The organism is Streptomyces sp. NPDC058295, assembly GCF_042880655.1.
In the GTDB taxonomy this organism is placed as follows: Bacteria; Actinomycetota; Actinomycetes; order Streptomycetales; family Streptomycetaceae; genus Streptomyces; species Streptomyces coriariae.
On the sequence record NZ_JBHVYO010000018.1, the window covers coordinates 1 to 21029 of the forward strand.

The 21029-nt window shown below is 72.9% G+C and carries 18 protein-coding genes; 11 read left to right on the forward strand and 7 right to left on the reverse strand.

The window, feature by feature from the left end; translation table 11 throughout:
- Positions 1–93 precede the first annotated feature (93 nt).
- Together ACFVYS_RS20445 and ACFVYS_RS20450 are read left to right on the forward strand one after the other, a co-directional pair.
- The gene (locus ACFVYS_RS20445; RefSeq protein WP_389503863.1) at positions 94–633 is read left to right on the forward strand and encodes an isochorismatase family cysteine hydrolase; all 540 of its coding nucleotides are present in this window, start codon (positions 94–96) and stop codon (positions 631–633) included.
- Positions 634–757: 124 nt separating this feature from the next.
- Complete coding sequence (locus ACFVYS_RS20450) at positions 758–2176, forward strand: alkaline phosphatase family protein (protein ID WP_389503865.1); 1419 nt, start codon at positions 758–760, stop codon at positions 2174–2176.
- A gap of 28 nt (positions 2177–2204) precedes the next feature.
- On the opposite strand, the gene ACFVYS_RS20455 is transcribed toward ACFVYS_RS20450, so the two are convergent.
- Entirely contained in the window at positions 2205–2624 is a 420-nt protein-coding gene (locus ACFVYS_RS20455; RefSeq protein ID WP_389503867.1) for a cupin domain-containing protein, read from the reverse strand.
- Between the two features lie 351 nt (positions 2625–2975).
- On the opposite strand from ACFVYS_RS20455, the gene ACFVYS_RS20460 reads away from it, so the two are divergent.
- The 5 genes from ACFVYS_RS20460 to ACFVYS_RS20480 all read left to right on the forward strand — a co-directional run bounded on the left by ACFVYS_RS20460 (position 2976) and on the right by ACFVYS_RS20480 (position 10127).
- Positions 2976–3860 carry a hypothetical protein gene (locus ACFVYS_RS20460; protein WP_389503869.1) on the forward strand — a complete coding sequence of 295 codons (885 nt, stop codon included), beginning with the start codon at positions 2976–2978 and terminating at the stop codon, positions 3858–3860.
- A gap of 196 nt (positions 3861–4056) precedes the next feature.
- Positions 4057–6102, forward strand: a complete 2046-nt coding sequence (locus ACFVYS_RS20465; protein WP_389504094.1) for a DUF1996 domain-containing protein — start codon at positions 4057–4059, stop codon at positions 6100–6102.
- 236 nt (positions 6103–6338) lie between these two features.
- Positions 6339–8111 (forward strand): hypothetical protein, encoded by a 1773-nt coding sequence (locus ACFVYS_RS20470; protein WP_389503871.1) that lies wholly within the window; start codon positions 6339–6341, stop codon positions 8109–8111.
- A gap of 59 nt (positions 8112–8170) precedes the next feature.
- A complete protein-coding gene (locus ACFVYS_RS20475) occupies positions 8171–9562 on the forward strand; it encodes a diacylglycerol/lipid kinase family protein (protein ID WP_389503873.1) in 1392 nt (463 codons plus the stop codon).
- Positions 9555–10127, forward strand: a complete 573-nt coding sequence (locus ACFVYS_RS20480) for a phosphatase PAP2 family protein (RefSeq protein WP_389503875.1) — start codon at positions 9555–9557, stop codon at positions 10125–10127. Before ACFVYS_RS20475 ends, ACFVYS_RS20480 begins: the two co-directional genes overlap by 8 nt.
- Positions 10128–10151: 24 nt before the next feature.
- Here the strand turns inward: ACFVYS_RS20480 and ACFVYS_RS20485 are convergent, their stop codons facing one another.
- Positions 10152–10829, reverse strand: coding sequence for a class I SAM-dependent methyltransferase (locus ACFVYS_RS20485; RefSeq protein WP_389503877.1), 678 nt, complete (start codon positions 10827–10829; stop codon positions 10152–10154).
- A gap of 149 nt (positions 10830–10978) precedes the next feature.
- Here ACFVYS_RS20485 and ACFVYS_RS20490 point away from each other — a divergent pair, with 149 nt between their 5' ends.
- Complete coding sequence (locus tag ACFVYS_RS20490; protein WP_171401266.1) at positions 10979–11152, forward strand: hypothetical protein; 174 nt, start codon at positions 10979–10981, stop codon at positions 11150–11152.
- 12 nt (positions 11153–11164) lie between these two features.
- Here ACFVYS_RS20490 and ACFVYS_RS20495 read toward each other — a convergent pair whose 3' ends face one another.
- The 3 genes from ACFVYS_RS20495 to ACFVYS_RS20505 all read right to left on the reverse strand — a co-directional run bounded on the left by ACFVYS_RS20495 (position 11165) and on the right by ACFVYS_RS20505 (position 14886).
- Entirely contained in the window at positions 11165–12358 is a 1194-nt protein-coding gene (locus ACFVYS_RS20495) for a cytochrome P450 (protein WP_389503879.1), read from the reverse strand.
- A 190-nt stretch (positions 12359–12548) separates the two neighbouring features.
- Entirely contained in the window at positions 12549–14297 is a 1749-nt protein-coding gene (locus tag ACFVYS_RS20500) for a C40 family peptidase (protein ID WP_389503881.1), read from the reverse strand.
- Positions 14298–14538: 241 nt separating this feature from the next.
- Positions 14539–14886, reverse strand: coding sequence for a helix-turn-helix transcriptional regulator (locus ACFVYS_RS20505; protein WP_389503883.1), 348 nt, complete (start codon positions 14884–14886; stop codon positions 14539–14541).
- Between the two features lie 125 nt (positions 14887–15011).
- Between ACFVYS_RS20505 and ACFVYS_RS20510 the strand changes: the two genes are divergently transcribed.
- From ACFVYS_RS20510 to ACFVYS_RS20520, 3 genes are all read left to right on the forward strand, one after another.
- A complete protein-coding gene (locus ACFVYS_RS20510) occupies positions 15012–15788 on the forward strand; it encodes an anti-sigma factor antagonist (protein WP_389503885.1) in 777 nt (258 codons plus the stop codon).
- A gap of 153 nt (positions 15789–15941) precedes the next feature.
- Positions 15942–16550: a flavin reductase family protein gene (locus ACFVYS_RS20515; RefSeq protein WP_389503887.1), complete on the forward strand. Its 609-nt coding sequence runs from the start codon at positions 15942–15944 to the stop codon at positions 16548–16550.
- A 24-nt stretch (positions 16551–16574) separates the two neighbouring features.
- Positions 16575–16988, forward strand: coding sequence for a hypothetical protein (locus ACFVYS_RS20520; protein WP_389503889.1), 414 nt, complete (start codon positions 16575–16577; stop codon positions 16986–16988).
- 37 nt (positions 16989–17025) lie between these two features.
- Here ACFVYS_RS20520 and ACFVYS_RS20525 read toward each other — a convergent pair whose 3' ends face one another.
- Both ACFVYS_RS20525 and ACFVYS_RS20530 read right to left on the reverse strand, forming a co-directional pair.
- On the reverse strand, positions 17026–18000 hold the full coding sequence (locus tag ACFVYS_RS20525) for a helix-turn-helix domain-containing protein (RefSeq protein WP_389503891.1): 975 nt from the start codon (positions 17998–18000) through the stop codon (positions 17026–17028).
- 307 nt (positions 18001–18307) lie between these two features.
- Complete coding sequence (locus ACFVYS_RS20530; protein WP_389503893.1) at positions 18308–20563, reverse strand: ATP-binding protein; 2256 nt, start codon at positions 20561–20563, stop codon at positions 18308–18310.
- Positions 20564–21029: the final 466 nt, after the last annotated feature.

Below are 21029 nucleotides of genomic sequence, written 5' to 3' on the forward strand. Positions count from 1 at the left end.
CCGGAAAGGGGCCCCGGCCGCTCTCGCGCGCGGGCGTCGCGCGGACGAGTGACCTGCCGTCATATTCACGCTCCGCGGGGAATCCATAGAGGCATGAGCAAGACCGCGCTGATCGTCATCGACATGATCAACACTTACGACCACCCGGACGCCGACCTGCTCCTGCCATCGGCCCGCAAGGTGGTCCCGGTGGCCGCCGGTCTCCTCGACCGGGCCCGCCGCGCCGGTGAACCCGTCGTCTACGTCAACGACAACTTCGGCCAGTGGCGCTCCCACCACGGCGAACTCCTCGCCGAGGCCCTCTCCGGCCCGCACGCCGGACTCGTCGAACCGCTGGTGCCCGACGCGGACTCGCTCTTCGTCGTCAAGGCACGGCACTCGATCTTCTTCGAGACCCCGCTGTCCTACCTGCTCCGGCAGGAGGGCATCGACCGCCTCGTCCTGTGCGGACAGGTCACCGAGCAGTGCGTCCTGTACTCGGCCCTCGACGCCCACATCCGCCACTTCGACGTGACCGTCCCCCGGGACGCCGTCGCCCACATCCACGCCGATCTCGCGGACGCGGCGCTGGTGATGATGGAGCGCAACATGGGGGCGCACGTATGCGACAGCGGTGAGCTGTGGACGACCTGAACGCCTCGGCACCGCAAGCGTTCTGACGAGCAGCCTGTCCCGCGTCCCGCAGCCGCGATGTCCCGGTTCCGGCCCGGACGAAGGTTTCGTCCGCTTCCTCCGCTCAGCAAGGGGCACACCACACATGGCCGAGTTGACCCGTCGCAGGCTCCTGGGCTCGACCGCGGGCGTACTGGGCGCCGCCGCGGCGCTCTCCCTCCTCCCGCCGAGCGTGCAGAAGGCCGTAGCGGCCGGACCGTCCCGCCGTGGCTCACTCGCCGACGTCGAACACGTCGTCCTGCTGATGCAGGAGAACCGCTCCTTCGACCACTACTTCGGCACCCTGTCCGGCGTGCGCGGCTTCGCCGACCCCGACGCGCTCACCCTCGACACCGGACGCTCCGTCTTCTACCAGCCCGACGCCGAGAACCCCGCGGGCTACCTGCTGCCCTTCCACCTCGACACCCGCGCGTCCAGCGCCCAGGCCATCCCGTCCACGAGCCACGCCTGGCCGGTGCAGCACGAGGCGTGGAACGGCGGCCGGATGGACCGCTGGATGTCGGCCCACCGCACGGCCGACGGCGCCAACGCCCCGTATGTCATGGGCTACCACACCCGCGAGGACATCCCGTTCCAGTTCGCCCTCGCCGAGACCTTCACCGTCTGCGACCACTACTTCTGCTCGGTCCTCGGTCCGACCTGGCCGAACCGCCTGATGTGGATGACCGGCACCATCGACCCCGACGGCGCCCGGGGCGGGCCGGTCGTCCGCAACTCCGCTCCGACGCCGTTCAGCTGGACGACCTACGCCGAACGACTCCAGGCGGCCGGGGTCGACTGGAAGGTGTACCAGCAGGAGGACGACTACGGCTGCAACCTGCTGGAGCAGTTCGACACGTTCAAAAACGCGCGACCGGGCTCCGAGCGGGGCGTCCGGCCGCAGCCGGAGGGCACCTTCGAGGACGACGCCCGGGCCGACCGGCTGCCGACCGTGTCCTGGCTGGTGCCGCCGGGCCACCAGTCGGAGCACCCCGACTACCTGCCCGCGGCCGGAGCCGCCTTCGTCGCCTCGAAGCTCGAGGCCATCGCGGACAACCCGGAGGTCTGGCGCAAGACCGCGTTCATCCTCAACTACGACGAGAACGACGGCCTGTTCGACCATGTGCCCCCGCCGACCCCGCCCGTGGGCACGTCCGGCGAGTTCGTCGGCGGGCTGGCGATCGGGGGTGGCTTCCGGGTCCCCGCCATCGTCGTCTCGCCCTGGACCGTGGGCGGCTGGGTGGCCTCCGAGCCCTTCGACCACACCTCGACCCTGCGGTTCCTGGAGAGACTCACGGGGGTCATGGAGCCCAACATCAGCGATTGGCGGCGCAGCGCCTTCGGGGACCTCACCTCCGCCTTCCGCTTCGCGTCCACGAGCCCGCTCGCGCCGGCGCTGCCCGACGACACGGCGGAGCAGCTGCTGAAGGCGAAGGAGGAGGTCGCCACCCTGCCCAGGCCCACCCTGCCGGGCGCCGAGCAGTCGTTCCCGGTCCAGGAGACGGGACCCCGGCCGCAGCTCTGACCCGGACGAGCACGCCCCGCGTGGGCCGTCAGCGGTAGACGACCCGGCCGGGCGGGTCTGCGCGCGTAGACAGCGGGCTGTCCTGCGGAAGGAAGAAGAGGGCGCAGATGCGCAGCGGTTCCGGCTCCCGGTTCTCCGCCATGTGCACGCCCTGCGGGCCCACCGGTTCGACGATGCATCCGCCGGTGGGCGTCACGCACTCGGATCCGTCCGCCAGGGTCCGGGTCAGGACGCCCGCCGTCACCACGGCGACGACCCGGCCCTCGTGGTAGTGCCAGGGCAGTGAGCGGCCCGGCGGGATCTCGTAGTCGGCGACCACGACCCTGGTGTTCTCCGGTGCGGCCAGGGCGAGCCGTTCGGTGAGCAGACCGTCGGCGAGCAGGGTCGGTGCGGGTTCCGCGGTGGGTCCGGCGGTGGGACGGGCCTCGACGGGCGACGATCGGTTCACGTGGCGGTTGTCCGGGGCGGGCGGGGGCCGGGGTCGCGGGGGCCGGTCGGGCCCGCTGTGCGACGTAACCTGGCCTCGGTCATGTTCCGCTGGTCGGTGCGTTCCACAGCAGCGACATTAACCCACTTGAGTCACGGAGAGGTGACCGGGTGTCATCGAGCGCACCGGCGCCTGCCGCCCCGTGCGCCTCTCTCGAATCGCTCCCGGACCTCCCTGGCCGCACCCCCGACCGAATGCCGGTTGAATTGTGAGGTAGACGGCTTCTGCGGGAGTGATCCTCGCGGGCCTCCCCTGCGTCCTTCAGGGCGTGAATCGTATGAGACATCATGCGACGAGTGTTTGGGGGAGACCTTGAGCATCCTGCGTCCGGACGTGGAGCGGCCTCGCGAAAGCCGCGCCGGCGACGAGCCGCGCGCCGGCCGTTCCGGGGACCAGCCGCACGCCGGCCGTTCCGGCGACGAGCCCCGCGCCGGCCGTTCCGGGGGTGGGCCGCGCGCCGGCCGGTCGGGAGGCGGGCCGCGCGGTGGTGCGCTCGCCCGCATCGCCGGCTTCGTCGGCCGGACGCTGCGGGGCGAGTGGTACGGCATCGTCGTCGACCCCCTGCGGCAGTTGCGCCGGCGCGGCCCCGCCGCCCTGCTGCTGGCGTTCGTGGCCTGCGCGGGCGTGATCTTCTTCCACGCCATCGCCCAGCACCCCACGGGCGCGACGGCGGTGCGGATCCTGGGTGGGGTCCAGGGCGACCTGCCGTTGTGGCTCGCCCTGCTGCGCACGCCGGTCTCCCTGTACGTCCCGGCCCTCGATCTGCCGGTGTGGGCCGGCATCACCCAGCTGTTCCTCGCCTTCGCCCTGGCCGAACTCGCCCTCGGCCGCCGCAGGACCCTGCTGGTCGCCTACGCGGCCACCCTGGCCGGCACCCTCACCGTGCGGGTCATGATGGCGATGGGGCCGGGATGGTGGGGCCTCGGACTGCCGCCCGAGGTCGGACAGGTGCTCGACACCGGCCCGTCCGCGGCGGTCGTCGGCCTGTTCACCTATCTCTCGGTCGTCCGCCACGCGCCCGTCGTGTTCCTCCTCACGGGCGGCTCGATGGTGCTCGAGTCGATCGCCAAGCCCAACCTCGCCGGCCGCGAACACCTCATCGCGGTGGCCGCCGCCCTCGTCCTCGGCCTGGTGCACGAGCGGGGCCGCCACCGACGGCGGACCGCCACGAACGCACAGGACACGGCGTCCGCCTGAGATCTTGCTATGAATTCGTGGTGCGGTTGAACACTCCTGCGTCCGCTTGCGTATAGGGCCGGGGGATCTCATGCCCATAGCCGCCGACGACGACGCGTAGGAGCACTCCTTGGTACAGAACAGGCGCAGACGCCAGACGGGCGGGCGACGCGCGACTTTCGCGGCGCTGGCGCTCATCATCGGCGGCGGTGGGCTGATGGGGGTGAACGTCTACGCATCGGCCACCGAAGACGGGTCCGACGGCAACTCCGGACAGGGCGGCAACAGCGCCGTGACCATCGACTGCCCGGACGTCGGCAGCAAGCTGACGGACGTTCCGGAGCAGGCCTCGCCCGAGGTCGCCCGCGAACTCGCCCTGCTGGACGAGCAGATCGCCGCCGCCTACCGTCAGCTCCAGGAGTCGGCGGAATCGGTGCGGCAGGACGCGGACTTCGCCGACAACGCGGTCATGGCCCCGTTGAAGGAGAAGCGCGGCGCGACGATCCAGCGCATCGCGGACTCCATCGACCGGGCCGGCGACCGTCCCGAGGGCCTAGATGACCTCGCCGCCTGCACCCTGCGCGCCAACGACGACCAGGCCGACGAAGGCGCCGACGGCAGCGGCGACGAGAACCAGAACGGCGACCAGCAGGGCGACGACCAGAACGGCGACGGCGATCAGAACGGCGGCGGAGATCAGCAGGGCGACGGTCAGCAGGGCAACGGCGGTCAGGCCGGGAACGGACCCGTCGCCGCGGACTACGCCGACATCAACTCCGTCCAGCCGGCGCAAGCGACCCCGGACCCCGGCTCCGGCCCCTCCCGCGGCACCTTCGCCACCAGCTGCGGAGTGAACGCGAACGGCGTGTTCAACTCCGACAACGTGATCGTCGCCCCGGGCGTCACCAACGGCGCCCACCACTTCCACGACTACGTCGGCAACCAGTCCAACGACGCCTTCGCCTCCGACGACGACCTGGCGAACGCGGGCACGAGCTGCGCGGACCAGGGCGACAAGTCCACCTACTACTGGCCCGTGCTGCGCCTGCAGAACGGCAACCAGGAGCAGGACGCGCAGAAGCCCGGCGGTGGAATCGAGGGCAACGCCGGCGAGATCGTGACCCCCAAGGAGGTCACGCTCACCTTCGTCGGCAACCCGCGAGAGAAGGTCACCGCCATGCCCCGGCTGCTCCGGGTCATCACCGGCGACGCCAAGGCCTTCGTCAACGGCACGGCCAACGCCAACGCGTCCTGGAGCTGCACCGGCTTCGAGGACCGGCAGCTCAAGGACAAGTACCCGCTCTGCCCGTCCGGCAGCGACGTGGTGCGCAGCTTCCGTTTCCAGAGCTGCTGGGACGGCAGCAACATCGACAGTGCCAACCACCGCACCCACGTGGCCTTCGCCGCCGCGGACGGCACCTGCCCGAACGGCTTCAAGGCCGTTCCTCAGCTGGTGCAGCGCATCGTGTACGACGTCGACGCGCCGAGCCTCCAGGACGGCGGCAAGACGACCCCGTTGTTCGCGGTGGACTCCTTCCCGGAGCAGCTGCACAAGCCGGTGACCGACCACGGTGACTTCATCAACGTCTTCGACGAGGACCTGATGGGCGAGATGGTCGACTGCATCAACGACGGCCGCACCTGCGGCGCTGGCAACGGTGGCGGCGACAATGGTGGTGCCGACAACGGTGGTGCCGACAACGGTGGTGCCGACAACGGTGGTGCCGACAACGGTGGTGCCGACAACGGCGGCGGCGACAACGGTGGTGCCGACAACGGTGGTGCCGACAACGGCGGCGGCGACAACGGCGGTGCCGACAACGGTGGTGCCGGCAACGGCGGCGGCGACAACGGCGGTGCCGACAACGGCGGTGGCGGCGAGGGCACGCAGGAGCCGTCGCAGGCCCCCGAGGCGCCCGCGACCACCGAGCCCGACAAGGGCGGCAACGGTGGCGGTGCCGCCACCACCGCCCCCCGCGTCTACACGAAGCCGTCGGCCAAGGCGGCCACCTCGGCGCCCGCCGCCGGTTCCGGTGGCGAGATCGGCTCCCCGGCGACCGCCGCCCCCGCGGCCACGCCCGAGCAGTCGCAGTCCCCGGCCGGGACGGGCGCCGACACGATCACCCCGGACGGCACCGAGCCCCAGGCGGTCCAGGGCGGACTCGCCGAGACCGGCGCCAACCTGTGGCCCGCGGCCGCCGGAGGGCTGCTGGTGATCGCCGGCTTCGGCGTTCTGTTCCGGAACGCACGCCGTAAGTACTGAGACACCCGTCGTATGTACTGAGACCAGGCCGTAGGTACGGAGACCCGGTACTGGGATTCAGCCGCTCCACCGAGGGCCCGTCGGACCGCCGACGGGCCCTCGGTGCGCCCCGTCGGGCCCTCCGTGCGACTCGCCGGCCCCGCGCCCCGTACGGGTGCTCCCGTACACGAGCCGTCACCGCCGCGCCGGACCGCACGGTATACGTCGTTCGAAGCGCGCGCGACGATGGGAGACCCATGGAGCACACGGCGTCCACGCAGCACACGACGTCCGGGGAGTACTACGACCTCGGCACTCACGGCCGGGCCGTGACGACCTCGTCCGCCGAGGCCCAACTGTGGTTCGACCGCGGACTGGTCTGGTCGTACGCCTTTCACCACGAGGAAGCCGTCGCCTGTTTCGAGGCCGCGGTCCGTGCCGACCCCGACTGCGCCATGGCCCACTGGGGCATCGCCTACGCGCTCGGCCCCCACTACAACAAACCGTGGGAGTTCTTCGACGACCAGGACCTCGCACGGACCGTCGCCCGTACGCACGAGGCCGTCGAACTCGCCCACCGCAAGGCCGAGGCGGCCACCCCCGTCGAACGGGCCCTGATCGGCGCGCTGCGCGCCCGCTACCCGCAGACCCGCCCCGCCGAGGACTGCTCGATGTGGAACGAGCCCTACGCCGACGCCATGCGGGCCGTCCACGAACTGGCCCCCGACGACCTCGACGTCGCCGCCCTCTACGCCGACGCCCTGATGAACCTCACCCCCTGGCAACTGTGGGACCTGCGCACGGGCCGGCCCGCCGAGGGTGCCCGCACACCGGAGGCGAAGGCGGTGCTGGACCGCGCGCTGGCCGACGGGGGCGCGGCCGGACATCCGGGAGTCCTGCACTTCTACATCCACCTCATGGAGATGTCACCCACTCCCGAGGCCGCCCTCCGGGTCGCCGACCGGCTGCGCGATCTGGTCCCCGACGCCGGTCACCTCCAGCACATGCCCTCGCACCTCGACGTGCTGTGCGGCGACTACCGGCGCGTCGTCACGGACAACACCGCCGCGATCACCGCCGACGAGAAGTACCGGACGCGTTCCGGCGCGATGAACTTCTACACGCTGTACCGCTCGCACAACTACCACTTCAAGATCTACGGCGCGATGTTCCTGGGCCGGTACCGGACCGCGCTGGAGACCGCGGAACGTCTGGAGGCCTCCATCCCGGAGGAGCTGCTGCGCGTGCGGAGCCCGCCCATGGCCGACTGGCTGGAGGCGTTCCGCGGGATGCGGTTCCATGTGCTGATCCGCTTCGGCCGCTGGCAGGACGTCCTCGACGTGCCGCCGCCCGCCGACCCGGTCCTGCACAGCGTGACCACCGCGATGCGGCACTACGCCCGAGGTGTCGCGCTCTCCGCTACCGGCCGGGTCCCCGAGGCCGAGGCCGAGCGCGTCCTGTTCCGCTCGGCGGCCGACCGGGTGCCCGAGACCCGGATGCTGTTCAACAACACCTGCCGGGACATCCTCGCGATCGCGTCCGCCATGCTCGACGGCGAACTGGAGTACCGCAAGGGCAACCACGACCTCGCCTTCGCCGCCCTGGAGCGGTCCGTCGCACTGGACGACCGTCTCCCCTACGACGAGCCCTGGGGCTGGATGCAGCCCACCCGGCACGCGTACGGCGCCCTCCTGCTCGAGCAAGGGCGGATCGAGGAGGCCGAGGCGGTCTACCGCGCCGACCTCGGACTGGACGACACACTGCCCCGCCCGTCCCAGCACCCCGGCAACGTGTGGTCCCTGCACGGCTACCACGAGTGCCTGGTCCGGCTGGGCAGGGAGGCCGAGGCGCGGATCGTGGCCCAGCAGCTGAAGTTCGCCACCGCCCTGGCCGACGTACCCGTCCGGGCGTCCTGCTTCTGCCGTCTCGACACCGACACGGGCACCGAGACCGACACGGGCACCGGCACCGACACGGACACCGGCTCCGGGACCTCGGTCACATCCGGGTGCTGCGCCATGGACAATTGATCGAGATCGTCGGCGCGGTCGGCGCACAAGAGGGGGCCTCGGAGCATGGCGGGCGCACGATGAACGAGACACGTGGGAAGAAATGGTCGCTGCCGCACATCGGCCCGGCGCAGCGGGACGCCGTCGCCCGCGCGCGGGGCTGGGCGCGGCTCGCCCTGGTGCTGGTCGCCGCCTGTGTCGCGGTGGTGATGGCGGGCGCGGGATCCGGCGGCTGGCTGGTCCTGTTCATCGGGTTCGTCCTGCTCGCGCTGGCGGGGGCGGGTGTGTGGTGGATGCTGGCGCACCGGGGCGGCGCCCGGCTGCTCGGCGGGCTGGTGGCCGTCACCGCGCCGGTGGGCGTCGTGGTGCTGTACGCCTTGTCCGGCCTGTGGCCGGTGGCGGTGGGCGCGCTCGCGCTGTGGGCGGGGGCCCTGGGCTCGGCGCGGGCCTCGCTGCGCAGCGTGCGCCGTCCCAAGGGCATGCACGGCCGGAGGACCCCGCCGCCGCGCCGGCCGGTCCTGATCATGAACGTTCGCTCGGGCGGCGGCAAGGTCGTCAAGCACGGCCTCGTCGAGCGTGCCGAGGCGCTCGGTGCCCGCGTGGTCGTGCTCGGCGCCGACGAGATCTACACCGATCCGGAGGCGGAGGCCCGGCAGGCCGTCGCCGAGGGCGCGGACCTGCTCGGTGTCGCGGGCGGTGACGGCACCCAGGCGCTGGTCGCGGCCGTCGCCGCCGAGCACGACGTGCCCTTCCTGGTGATCGCCGCCGGCACCCGCAACCACTTCGCCATGGACCTCGGCCTCGACCGCACCGACCCCACACGCAGCCTCGACGCCCTCACCAACGGCGTCGAACTCCGCGTGGACCTCGGCGACGTCGGCGGGCGGGCCTTCGTCAACACCGTCTCCTTCGGGGCGTACGCGGAGATAGTGCAGAGTCCCGACTACCGCGACGCCAAGGCCGCCACCGCACTCGACCATCTGCCCGATCTGCTCCAGGGCGAGGCCGGCCCGACCCTGGACGTCCAGACGGACGACACCCATGTGCACGCGCCGCAGGCCCTGCTGGTCAGCAACAACGCCTACGCCCGCGCCGACCCGCTCGGCGGCGGACGCCGGCCCCGGCTGGACGCCGGACTGCTCGGAGTGATCGGCGTCCGGGTGGAGGGCGCCGCCCAGGCCGCCGAACTCGCGCTGCTCGGCGAGCGCGCGGGCAGCATCACCTCAGTGACGTCCCGGCGGGTCGTCGTCGAGGCGGACCGCGAGCGCATCGCGGTGGCCGTCGACGGCGAGGCGCTCGAACTGGCCACCCCCGTCGTGTGCACGGTCCGGCCCGCCGTGCTGCGGGTCCGGGTGCCCCGGCACCGCCCCGGCGCGGCCTACGCGCCCCCCACGGTCGACTGGCGGCGCATCGTCCGCCTCGCGCTCGGCCATACCGACTCTCGTACGATCAAGGAGGCCTACGATGTCTGACAGCCTGCCGAAGCTTCCCGCCTCGCATCTGGTCCGTGACCTCGCGACCATGGACCAGGCCCTGTACGAGACGGTCACGGTGACCAGAACACCCACCCTGGACAGCGCGCTGCGCCGGCTGTCCGCGGCCGCCGACCACTCCAAGCTGTCCTTCGCGGTCGCCGCCGGCCTCGCCCTGTGCGGCCGCCGCCCGCGCCGTGCCGCGGTGCTCGGGGTCGCGGCGATCGGGGTCGCCTCGGCCACCGCCAACCTGCTCGGCAAGAAGCTCGTACGCCGGCCGCGGCCGCACCGCGCCGAGGACTCGCCGTTCCCGGGGCGGCACGTGCCGATGCCGGAGTCGGCGTCCTTCCCGTCCGGGCACACCGCCTCGGCCGTCGCCTTCGCGGCCGCGGTCGGTCCGACCCTGCCGGTCTCCGCGGTGCCGCTGGGCCTGCTCGCCTGCGCGGTGGGCTACTCGCGGGTGCACACCGGTGTGCACTACCCGGGCGACGTCGTGGCCGGCGCGCTGCTGGGCACGGGTTCGGCGGCGCTGGTTCTGGCGCTCACCGCCCGTAAGGACGCCTGAGAGAGCCGGGAGGCCCGAGCGGGCCTAGTTTCTGCCGCAGTGGAGGAAGAGGTGGGGCTCCGGCACGGCCTCGGGATGGTCGGGGGTGAACAGCACGTTCTCCTCGGCCAGCACGGTCAGGCCGGCCCCGGTGACCACGTCGACGAGATCCTCGCCGGCGAAGCTGGTCACCCGCACGGGCTGCCCCATGAACACGGCGTCGACACCCGCCACGTCCAGCGGCACCGTGGCGAGCGCGAGACTGCCTCCGGGCCGGAGCGCCCGAGCCAGCCGCCCGATCAGCTCGGACTGCTGCGCCCGGTCCAGCTGGAGCAGCGAGAAGTAGACGCAGACCGCGTCCAACGAGCTTTCTTCCAGGGGAAGTTCACGTGCGTCGAGGCAGCGGAACTCCGCCTCGGGCACCTGCCGGGCGGCCAGCTCCACCATGACGGGGGAGACATCGACGCCGAGCACGTGGTGGCCCGCCCGGGCGAGGGTCTCGGCCGTCGGCCGCCCCGTCCCGCTGCCGACGTCCAGTACCCGGCCACCCGGGGCGAGCCGCCCCAGCAGCCACTCCACGGATCTGCGGTGCGCCTCCGAGTGCGCGAACGCCTTCTCGTACACGGGCCCCAGCGCGTCGAACACCCGCGCCGCACGCTGCCCGCCGTCCTCGCCGACCAAGCCGGTTCCCTTCGTGGTGGTGTGTGAGTCCCGCGCCGCCATGGTGCACCGGTCAGGGCCTCGCGTTCCGGGAAACGGCCGGAATCGTATTTTCCACTACCGTAAGTAACATGATGCAATCCTCTCGACGCGGGCCCTACTGGTGAGTAGCCAAGCCCCCGGGTAACCGTCGCTTCGTTCGGAGGACCCCCATGCCCTCGCTTGAGGACGCTCTGCAAGAGTCCCGTACCGCCTATGAGGAGCACGTACGCACCTGCCGTCAGTGCCATTTCGACATGTCGCCCTGCGCCGTCTCGAAGCACCTCCTGCGGGCCTACAACAACGCCAGGCGGGCTCAGGCGCGCCCGAACTCCGCCATGCGCTGAGGGCGGAACGGCTCACTTCGCCGACCTCGGCACGGTCACCGTCAGTTCCCGGATCTCGTAGCCGCCGATCTCGTCCTTGAACGACACCCGCGGCCGGCCGGTCATCCGCAGACCGTCCAGCGCGAAGAGCCGGCTGAGCAGGACGTCCGCCTCCAGGACGGCGACAGCGGCGCCCGGACAGCGATGGGCGCCGTCGCCGAAGGCGAGCCCCGCCGGGCCCGGCCCCAGGTCCCGCAGCCGGCCCGGCCGCAGCAGGTCCGGTTCGCGGCCCACGACGTCCGGGTCCGCGTTGGCCTCGTCGACGAAGACGGTGAGCAGCTCACCGGCTCCGATCGACGCCTCGCCGACCCGCATCGGCGCGGTGGCCCGCCGGGCCAGGCGCCCCACGGCCGGCTCGAGCCGAAGGATCTCCCGGAGCAGATCCAGCCGCTCCGGCTCCTCGGCCGCGCGGTACCGGCCGAGCAGCTCCGGATCGTCGAACAGGTGCCAGGCGGCGACACAGATGAACTCGCGGGTGGTGACCATCCCCGCCGCCGCGTACGTCAGGCACTCGCCGAGGATCTCCGCGCCCGAGCATCCCTCGGCCAGCAGATGGGAGATCAGGTCGTCCCGCTCCCGCTTCCGGTGCGCACGGATCGCCGGGCGGACGTCGGCGAGATGGATGCGCAGCCAGTTCGTGTTCTGGCGGACCAGCCAGTAGAGGCCCCGGAGGCTGGTCAGCCCCGGCTGCCCGAACTCCTCGGGGAAGAAGCGCTCCAGCCTCGACTTCAGTCCCGGGCGGCTGTGGGTGAGCCCGATGATGTCGCGCACCACCTCGATCGCCATGGTGAAGCTCAGATCGGACAGCTGGGCCGTACCGGCGGCCCGGAGCGCCGCCGTCTGCTCCTCGGCGACCCGTGTCATCAGCTCGCGGTAGTGCTCGTCCACGCGCCGTGGGGTGAAGAACCGGGCGGTCTGCCGCCGTTGTTCGCGGTGTCCGGGACCGTCCTGGTAGAGCACGGGACGGCGGACCCGGGCCGGCAGCTTCTCCACGGTCTCGATGCCGAGTCCGGCCTGCACGGTGTCCGTGGCGCGCAGCACCTCACGGGCGGCCGCGTACCCACGGACCTCCCATGTGCCGTCCGCGCCGCGACGCACCGGACAGCCCGGCCGTCCGGGCTCGCGCTCCCGCTCGACCTTGCGCACACTCTCCCGCGCGTCCCCCATCGGGCCCCCATTCGCCGCACCGGACGCCAGTGTCGCCGCGCCGGCCGTCCCCGCGATGCCCCATTACCGGCCACGCACGCACCGACCGACAGGCACCGACAGGCACCGACGGGAACGCAGCGGCGGGCATGCGCCGGTGGGAGTGCGCCGGTGGGAGTGCGCCCTCTTGCCCGGCAGGGCCGGCCGGGCCTCAGGCGGGTCGGACGGCGCCGCGCAGGGCACCCTCCCCGAACGGCAGGATCGCCTCCTCGCGGATGAACGTGCCCGGACCCGGGGCGTGGATCATCATGCCGTTGCCCGTGCACAGGCCGGTGTGGCTGAGGTCGTCGAAGAAGAAGACGAGGTCGCCGGGGCGGAGTTCGGCCAGGCTGATCCGGGTGAAGGCCTTCGCCTGGTCGATGGCGGAGCGCGGCAGCGTCACCCCGGCGGCCCGCCACGCGGCCTGCGTGAGGCTGGAGCAGTCGTAGGACTCAGGTCCCGTCGCCCCCCACAGGCACGGTCGGCCGATCTGCGCGCGGGCGAAGGCGAGGGCCTTGTCCGCCTTCCCCAGGTATGCCGTCCCGCTCGTGCTCGCCGTGACATCGGTGGGGGCGACGGCCGGGGGGAGGGCCTCGGGGAGCGGGACGGCGGGGGCCGCGAGGGCGGCCGAGCCCGGGTAACCGGCACCGGCGGTCAGTACGTCCGCCGCGGGGGCCCGGTAACCCGGCATGGGCGCGGAGGGCGCGAGACCCGCCGCCGCGAAGCCGGACGCCGTTACGGAGAGCGGAAGTCCGGACGTCGCGTAGCCCGACGGCGGTGTGCCGAAGCCGGGTTCGGACGTCGGGTAGCCGGGCGCGGGCGCGACCGGGGCGGCAACGCCGGTCGCTATGAAGCCGGACTCCGGTGCGGGCAGGCCGAGTTCGGACACCGGATAGCCGAACGGCGGTGTGTGGATGCCGATTTCCGAGGTCAGGTAGTCCGGCGCGGGCGTGGGTGCGGCCGCGGGGAAGGCGGTTTCGGGTGTCATGAAGCCCGACGCCGTTGCGGTGAAGCCGAGTTCATCGGTCGGGAGGAACCCCTCCGCTCCGCTCGGTGACGTCGTGCCGGGAGCGGCCGCGGGCGGCCGTCCCGCCCACGCGGCGGTGATCTCCGCGCGGAACGCCTGCTGTTCCGCGGTGTCCCAGGGCTGCTGGACCGGCTGCGCCTCGGGCGGCTGCGTCCCGATCGTCGGCAGGACGGACGTGGCCAGGGAAGACGTGTCCGGCGCGGACAAGGGCAGGGCGGGTGCGGGCAGGGCGGGTGCGGGGGCGGCCGGCGCGGGCAGGGCCGGCATGGGCTGGGCGAGAGCGCGCGCCAGCACGTCCCGGGCCGTGGCGAGCTTCCGCCCGATCTGTTCCTTGGTGTTCTTGAGCGAGGCCTGCCGGTCCGTGGGAGCGGAGGCGGGGGAGCCGGCCTGGGTGGGGGCGGCGGCCGCGGCCTGGGCGGGGACGGCGGGCAGCAGCGCCCTGGGCTCCTGGCGCGGCTCGGGTGCCGCGGGGAGGGCGGCGACGGCGCGCGCGGTCAGCTCCGGGACGCGCCGGGTGGCCGCTTCCAACTCCCGTACGGCGGAGCTGTCGGCGGGCCGCTCCGGGGCGCTCGCCGGACGCACGGCCCGGGCCGGAGGGGCGGGCCGGCGGTCGGCCGGCAGTACGGCGGGCGTGATCGGCCCGACCTTGCCGCGAGCCACGTCGAACCATTGCCTGGCCACCGCTTCGAGCGACGGATCGGCCGATCCGCGACCGCTGTTGGCGACGGACGTGACCCGGCCGCGGGTCCTGCTCGACTGGGCGCGCGTGATGTTGTAGCTGCCCGTGTCGCTCTCGGCCCGGTCGTAGAGCGAGCTGACCCGCTCCTGGATCTCCGCCCGACTCGGCTCATCGCTGTTGCTGCCTGGGGAGCGCGGGCTGCGATCCGTCGCCATGGAAGACGTACTCCTTCCGTCCTCCGCCTGCCCTTCGGCGGCGGAATCCGGGCGACCCTTGTTGCCAGGTGCCCCCCAAGCCCCCTGCCCTGACGGGCAGTCGTACGGCCTGGGCGTCAACTTAACCAACTTGTGTGGCTGGCGTGAAGATTGAAGCGCCAAATGTCCGATACGTATTCGTGACCTTCGTCTCTTGTGCCCGCCAGGAGGTTTGCTCGCTGTACGGACCGTCGCGGACCGGTCACGAACGGGGGTCGGCCGTCTCGGTCTCCGGGTGCCGGACGCGGCCCGCGTCGTCCTGGGCCAGCAGGGAGAGCAGGGCCGCCACGCTCAGGCCCGCCTCTGCGGGGTGGCGCAGCACCTTGCCGGGCTCGACCCGGTAGGTGTTGCCCCGCCCTTCCCTCCTGTGGGACAGATAGCCGTCCTGCTCCAGGTCCACGATGATCTTCTGGACCGCCCGTTCGGTGAGCCGGCAGTGCGCGGCCAGGTCCCGGATACGGGCGCTGTGGTTGTCGGCGATGGCCGCCAACACGCGGGCGTGGTTGGTGAGAAACGTCCATCCGTTGTGTGACTCGGGCACTCCATCCATGGGGCGATTGTACGGCTTGGAATTCACGTACACAAAGGCCGGAACTTTATTTCGTGTATCTGTTGACGTGTGACCGGTGGCGGGTGAACCTGGAAGTGACCATTGGACTGACCGGGGAGGCGGTCATGTCGGAACCAGCTCGTGGTGCGAACACCGAGGGCGGCGACGCCTGCACCGGCGCGGAGCTGAAACATGCGCGTCCCGTGCGCCGGGGCCCCGCGCCCCGGATCGGTGTCCGTCCCGACGGCGACCGTGTCGTCGTGGCGGTCCGGGGGGAACTCGACCTCGACTCGACCGAGCAGCTGGCACACACCCTGCGTGCGGCGCTCGGTGCCGCGGTGGGCGGGGTGGATCTGGAACTCGGCGGCGTCGAGTTCTGTGACTGCTCCGCACTGAACGTGCTGATCGGCCTGCACGAGCAGAGCCTGAAGCAGGGGAAGACGGTCGTCCTGCGTACGGTCGGCCCCGCGGTCGAACGGCTGCTGACCCTCACCGGCACCCGGATGCTGTTCGACGCCCCCGGCCCCGGCGGAGTCGGCGACGGGGCGGCGGGCCGTGGTGACGCGCCGGCCGCAGCCCCGGACGGCAGCGCTCTGGAGGACAGGTCCCCGGACGCCGGCGTCCTGGAGGACCTGCGCGTCGAGGTCGTCCAGCTGCGGCGCGCCATGCAGACCCGTCCGGTGATCGACCTGGCCCGCGGCATCCTCATGGCGTCCTTCGGACTGAGCGTCGAGGAGGCCTGGCGGGTCCTGGTCCTGGCCTCCCAGAACACCAACACCAAGCTGTACCACCTCGCCCGCGACCTGGTCGCCGCCGTACGGGGCGAACCGCCCACGGACGCGGTACAGGACCAGGTGGCCGCGGCGGTGGCCGCGGTCAGGTCGGAGGCCGCCTCGGCCTGACCGGACGACGCGACCGCGCGGGCCGAACCGTGCCTCCCGGGCCGACGGAACCGCGCGGGCACCGTGCCTCCCGGGTGCGCCGGTGCCTCCAGGAGGCGGGCAGACCGAGCCCGATTCCGCCTGCGGGGGGTGGGTCGGGTAGAACTGGCCGACATGCGCGTTGACTACGATCCCGGATCCCTGGGGGCGGGAGCCTTCTACCGGCTGCTCACCGCCGTCGTCGTACCCCGGCCGATCGCCTGGGTCTCGACCCTGGCGGCGGACGGCACGACCGCCAACCTCGCCCCGCACTCCTTCTTCACCGTCGCCTGCACCGACCCGCCGATCGTGCAGTTCACCTCCGTCGGACGCAAGGACTCGCTGCGCAACGTCGAGGCCACCGGCGAGTTCGTGGTCAACCTCGCATCCGAGCCGTTCCTCGATCAGATCAACGCCACCGGCACCGACTTTCCCCCGCACGAGGGCGAGTTCGACGCGGTGGGCATCGAGCGGGAGCCCTCGCTGCGGGTGAAGCCGCCCCGCGTGGCCGCCTCCCCGGTGGCGCTGGAGTGCCGGCTGCACTCCACGCTCGGCATCGGCAACTCCACCCTGGTCCTCGGCGAGGTCGTGCACGCCGCCGTGCACGAGGACGTCGTGGTCGACGGACACCCCGAGATCCGGCTCCTGCGGCCGCTGGCCCGGCTGGGCCGCAACGAGTGGGGAACCGTCGGCGAGATCCACGACCGGGCCCGTACCGCCTACCGCGACCGGCCGCCCTCCTGACCCGTCCGCTCCTATGATCGAAGCATGACCAGTTCCAGCACGAGATCAGGCACGAGATGCGGGACGCGGGCCGCGACACGGGCCGTGACCGTGGGGGCCGGCGCCGAAGAGTCCTGGCGTTCGCTGTGGTCGAAGAACTCCGCGCTGTCGATCGGCTCCGTCGACTCGTTCCTCTCCATCGGCTCCGTGGGCAGCTCCCTGTCCATCGCCTCGGTCGGCAGTTTCCTGTCCGTGGGGTCGGTGGGCTCCGCCGTGTCCTTCGTCTCCGCGGGCTCCTGGCTGAGCGCGGGTTCGGTGCTGTCCGCCCACTCGACCGGCTCGGTACTGTCCTGGCGCTCCCGCGGCGGCCTGTGCGCCATCGGTACGGCGGCGGCCACGGTCGCCGGGACGGCGCTGCTGTACACGTGGACGACCGGCCGAAGCCGTGCCCCGAGGTGACGTGAGCCGTTGCTGATCGCACGCGAGGACGGGCCGCTCAGCCGGTCGGGAGCAGTTCGTCCCACGCGCCGCGCCACTCACGGGGGGAACGCCCGTAGGCGGCGCGGAACACCCGGCTGAAGTGGGCCGGGTTGGCGAAGCCCCAGCGCTGGGCGACCGCCGACACCGTGGGAGCCGTCCCGTCGGGCCGGTGCAGTTCCCGGGCGCACCGCTCCAGACGGCGCCGCTGGATCAGCCGGGCCACCGTGATGTCCTCGCCCTCGAACAGCCGGTGCAGATAGCGCACGGAGATGTGGTGCGCCGCGGCGACGGTCTGCGGGGAGAGGCCCGGATCGCCGAGGTGGCGGTCGATGTGGTCGCGGACCCGCAGGACCAGGTGGTCTCCCGGGTTTCCGTCCGGTGTCGCGTCGTCCGGGGTCCGCTCCTCGACCAGGGTGGCGAAGAGGTCCACGACTCCTGTGGCCAGCCTGGTGGCGACCGCCGGGGCGCAGGGCGGGACCGCGGCGGTCAGCGAGGTCAGGAAGTTCACCAGCAGGGCGCCGAAGCCCGTCGTCCCGGCGATCGAGGTCCCGGTCACCCGGCGCAGGTCCTCCTCCGGCAGGCCGAGAGCCCGCCGCGGCAGGTGGACGACATGGGTGGTGAAGCGCCCCGGGAAGTCCAGGGAGTACGGCCGGCCCGTGTCGTGGACCATGAGGTCGCCCTCGCCCACGAAGGCCCGCCGGCCGTCCTGGATCAGGGTCGCCGTACCCGCCGTCTGCACCCCGACCGCCACGCACGCGACGGCCGGGTCCGCGCCGGTGAGGTGCGCCGGAGTGCGGCTCAGGCGCTGCGCGTCGGCCTCGACCGTGGCAATGCGCAGGTATCCCAGCCGCTCGGAGGAGACCCGGCCCTCGAAGGGACCGTCGTGCCGCGCGGTGACCGCCATCGGCACCAGCGCTCTGCCCAGCGCGTCCCGCCAGTACGCGAGCCGCTCCCCGTCGGGAACCGCAGCGGTCGTCAGCACCAGGGCCACCCGGCTCTCCTCTCCACCTGTGCGAAACGGGCGGGGGAGCGGGCGGACGGCGGCCCGTTCTCCTCGCCCTCATCAGCCAACCAGCGGTTCTCGGCGGGCTCCAGGCAGGAAGCAGGCAGAAACGCGGACCGCGCCGGTACGGTCGTCCGCCGTGCGCGGAGAGAACAGCGCGGTGCGCTCCAGGACGAGAGCGGGCGAGCCCGCTGGAGCAGGATGGGCGGCACGGCGAGGGGCCTCGCCCGTCGACGGCGCGCGCCGCCCCGGCCCCTGTCCCCGTGTCGCGGCGGACCGGGGACGGGGCGCGGGGTCAGGGCGCGTCGAGACGGGCGAGGAGGCCGCGGGCCTCGGCGACGGGTCGCGGGTCGGCGTGGGCCCCCAGGGAGACACAGCGCGCGAAGGCCGCACGTGCCTCCGCCGGGCGTCCGGCGGACAGCAGCGCGTTGCCGAGGTTCACCAGCTGACGGCTCTCCAGGGCGGTGTTGCCGCCTGCCCGGCAGATCGCGACGGCGGTGGTCAGCTGGTCCACCGCCTCCGGCCAGCGCTCCAGCACGCCGAAGCAGCCGCCCAGGCCCGCGTGCAGGCCGATCCGGGTGATGTCGGCGATGTGTGGTTCCAGCCGGTCGCTGACCTGCTCCAGCAGGGCGAGCGTGTCCCGGTAGAACGCGTGCGCCTCCTCGGTCAGCCCCTGTTTCGCCAGGACGATGGCACGCCCGTGCCGGGCCTGGAGGCCACCGTGCAGGTCACCGACGGTTTCGAACAGGTGGGCGGCGCGCCGCATGTGGTCGGCGGCGGGACCGAGGTCGTCGATCTGCTGCAGCGCCCAGCCTTGGTACATGTGGGCCCAGGCCTGCTGGCCCGCGTCGCCCGCCCGCTCCGCGGCGGCGAGGGCCTCGGCGGAGCGCAGCAGACTGTCCTGGTGGCGGCGCTCGCACACGAGGAGCGCCCAGGCGTGGTAGTTGAGCTGGGTGGCCTCCAGCGCCGGATCGCCCAGGGCCCGCGCGGAGCGGGCGGCCGTGCCGAAGACCTCGGGCCAGTGTCCCCAGAAGATCCACTGGTCGGAGAACCAGTGCAGGGCCTCGGCCACCTCCACCACGGTCGCGTGCTCACCGGCGGCCTCGGCCGCGCGCAGAGCGGCGGGCCAGTTGTCCCCCTCCGCCTGAAGCCAGGCGCGGGCCCGGCCCGCGGTCGACAGGTCGACCGTTCCGCGCCAGGTGGGCGGCGGTGCGCCGTGGCCCGGCTCGAACCAGCGGCCCGCGACGACCGCGGTCTCCAGCAGCCAGCGGAAGAGCTCCGTGCGCGCCCGGTCCACGTCCCGCGCGCTCTCCTCGGCCTCCAGACGGGTGCGGGCGTACAGCCGCAGCAGGTCGTGCAGGCGGTAGCGGTCCCCGTCCGTTCCCAGCAGTCCGGCCTCGACCAGTTCCTCCAGGGTGTCCTCGGCGTCGAACACCGGCTGACCCATGAGCCGGGCGGCGCCGGGTGCCGCCGTGTCCTGGCCGGGGACCAGGGCGAGCCGCCGGAACAGCCGGGCGGCCGCGGGCGTCAGCTGGCGGTAGGACAGGTCGAAGGCGGCGGCCACCCGTACGTCCCCGGCGGCCAGCGCGTCCAGCCGCCGCTCCTCGACGGCGAGACGGTCCGCCAGCCGACGCACGCTCCAACCGGTGCGGGTGGCAAGCCAGTTGCCCGCCACCCGCAGGGCGAGCGGCAGGTGTCCGCAGCGCTCGGCGACCGCACGGAGGGCGGCCGGATCGGCGTTCGCCCGATCGGCTCCGACGAGGGAGGTCAGCAGCTCGGCGGCCGCCCCGGGGTCCAGTTCACCGAGCGGCAGCCGGTGCACACTGTCCAGCCCGGTCAGCATGCGACGGCTCGTCACCACCACCATGCCCGCCCCCGCGGCCGGCAGCAGCGGACGCACCTGCCCCTCGTCCCGCGCGTTGTCCAGGACCAGCAGACAGCGCCGCTCCGCCAACAGCTGCCGGTACAGCTCCGGGTGGCCCTGCGGCCCGGCCTGGGAGAGGTCCCGGTCGGACACCTGGAGGGCCTTCAGCACCCGCAGCACCAGTTCGGCGGGACCGGGCGGATCGTCGTCCGTGCCGCGCAGGTCCAGGACCAACTGCCCGTGCGGAAACCGGTCGGCGAGACCGCGGGCCGCGTGCAGCGCCAGCGTCGTCTTGCCCGTGCCCGGCGGCCCGGACACCGCCACCACCACCGGCTGGCCGACCGCTTCGCGCTCCGCGAGCTCCGCCAGCCGCGCCAACTCCCCCTCCCGGCCGACGAAGTCGTCGACACCGCGCGGGAAAGCCCGCACCCCCACCGGGCGGTAGCCTCCGTCGCGCCCGGCCCGCGCGGCCGTGAGCAGCCGCTCCCGCGGCGCCTCGGCCAGGCCCAGACCGTCCGCGAGCGCGGCGACCGTCCGCCGCTGCGGAGCCGCCCGCCGCCCGCGCTCCAGGTCCCCGATGCCCCGCACGCTCACGCCCGACGCCTCCGCCAGGCCCTCGATGGTCTGCGACGCGGCCAGCCGAAACTCCCGCAGCAGCGCTCCGAACGCCGCCTGCTCCCCGCTCAACCCCGCCCCTTCGTACCGACATGCCCCCGCGTCGCCCCCGGGCATGATCATCGGAAATTCTAGAAGAGCCGGGACGCCCGGTCCCGGGCCGACCGCCATACGGACGGGCCCTCCCGGGGCCGCCCACGGCGCCTCCCGCCGACGCGGACGGCGTTGTCAGTGGTCGCCGGTAAGTTCGTCGTTGTCGCACCGATCCGGCGCGACAACCCCCCTGTGCTGCGCCGATTCGGCGTGCGGAGCCCTGTGCCGCAAAGGAGCTGGTGCGTTGTCCGACTGGGAGAATTCGAGTACGGCCCGGGTGGTGCCGCCCGCACGACCCCGCAAGCTCGCCAAGGTCCCCTTCGTCGAACTGGCCGACGGACGCCTCCAGGGCGTCGTCTCCAGCGGCTCGGACATCGAGCGGGTGTACGTCTCGTCGGTGGCCGCCGGCACCTACGCCTTCGCGTGCAGCACCAACAACAACCGG

Excerpts from the sequence above, each read along its gene's own strand:
- ACFVYS_RS20510 (WP_389503885.1), top strand. The coding sequence starts at position 15,012 with ATGTCGGAACCAGCTCGTGGTGCGAACACCGAGGGCGGCGACGCCTGC.
- ACFVYS_RS20450 (WP_389503865.1), top strand. The coding sequence starts at position 758 with ATGGCCGAGTTGACCCGTCGCAGGCTCCTGGGCTCGACCGCGGGCGTA.
- ACFVYS_RS20490 (WP_171401266.1), top strand. The coding sequence starts at position 10,979 with ATGCCCTCGCTTGAGGACGCTCTGCAAGAGTCCCGTACCGCCTATGAG.
- ACFVYS_RS20505 (WP_389503883.1), bottom strand. The coding sequence starts at position 14,886 with ATGGATGGAGTGCCCGAGTCACACAACGGATGGACGTTTCTCACCAAC.
- ACFVYS_RS20475 (WP_389503873.1), top strand. The coding sequence starts at position 8,171 with ATGAACGAGACACGTGGGAAGAAATGGTCGCTGCCGCACATCGGCCCG.
- ACFVYS_RS20465 (WP_389504094.1), top strand. The coding sequence starts at position 4,057 with ATGGGGGTGAACGTCTACGCATCGGCCACCGAAGACGGGTCCGACGGC.
- ACFVYS_RS20520 (WP_389503889.1), top strand. The coding sequence starts at position 16,575 with ATGACCAGTTCCAGCACGAGATCAGGCACGAGATGCGGGACGCGGGCC.
- ACFVYS_RS20495 (WP_389503879.1), bottom strand. The coding sequence starts at position 12,358 with ATGGGGGACGCGCGGGAGAGTGTGCGCAAGGTCGAGCGGGAGCGCGAG.
- ACFVYS_RS20445 (WP_389503863.1), top strand. The coding sequence starts at position 94 with ATGAGCAAGACCGCGCTGATCGTCATCGACATGATCAACACTTACGAC.
- ACFVYS_RS20485 (WP_389503877.1), bottom strand. The coding sequence starts at position 10,829 with ATGGCGGCGCGGGACTCACACACCACCACGAAGGGAACCGGCTTGGTC.
- ACFVYS_RS20470 (WP_389503871.1), top strand. The coding sequence starts at position 6,339 with ATGGAGCACACGGCGTCCACGCAGCACACGACGTCCGGGGAGTACTAC.
- ACFVYS_RS20500 (WP_389503881.1), bottom strand. The coding sequence starts at position 14,297 with ATGGCGACGGATCGCAGCCCGCGCTCCCCAGGCAGCAACAGCGATGAG.
- ACFVYS_RS20515 (WP_389503887.1), top strand. The coding sequence starts at position 15,942 with ATGCGCGTTGACTACGATCCCGGATCCCTGGGGGCGGGAGCCTTCTAC.
- ACFVYS_RS20480 (WP_389503875.1), top strand. The coding sequence starts at position 9,555 with ATGTCTGACAGCCTGCCGAAGCTTCCCGCCTCGCATCTGGTCCGTGAC.